Genomic DNA, 689 nt, shown 5'->3' on the forward strand with positions numbered 1-689 from the left:
TTTTACCGGATAAACGTGGGCTTCGCTCATGGCTTCTCTCCTTGTGCCTTATTTCTCGGCCTTACACCAATCTACTTAAGATTCTGAATATGTATTTTTGTAGGGCTGTCTTTTGGTTCTTAAATACTCAGTCGTCCTAGAACGACGTTGTGCCTATAACTGTCAGTCACAGCGCGTATTTCCACAATTAGACTTTAGGATGAGACAGAGGGGTGTGCCGGAAAATGCTTGAAATAAAAGTAATTATGGGAGCTAGGTCAACAGGATTTATGTGTATGGCGCGGTGAGATTTGGCAGATCGCCCTTGGTGAGGCGCACAAAAACCAAGGCGGCAGAAATCGCATCTTGCAGTGCGTCGTGTTTATCTTGAATGGGCAGTTCAAGGTGCTTGCAAATCGCATCCAGACTTAAGTCGAAGTAGGCATTGGGTAAATGCCGTTCTAGTTTGTCGTGATAAATCTGGCTGACTTCAATTAATGGGTTTGGCAATGGGAAGCCGAGTTGCCTTTGGCAGGCAAGGTCGAGAATTTTTTTGTCATAACGAATGTGATATCCGACTAAAGGACGGTTGCCGATGAACGTGAGCAGTTTCAGCAACGCTTCTTTTTCGCTGATACCATCAGCCAGATCTTGATGGCGAATTTTATGAATCTTCACTGACCTAGAATCTAACGATTGGGGCGCACGTA

The 689-nt window shown here is 45.0% G+C and carries 1 protein-coding gene; it reads right to left on the reverse strand.

Going from position 1 to position 689, the window contains the following annotated elements; translation table 11 throughout:
* Nucleotides 1-267: 267 nt before the first annotated feature.
* A partial coding sequence (locus tag R7040_RS26790; RefSeq protein WP_318097637.1) for a 3'-5' exonuclease occupies nt 268-689 on the reverse strand: 422 nt, incomplete at its 5' end.

The organism is Vibrio sp. 1069, from assembly GCF_033340555.1.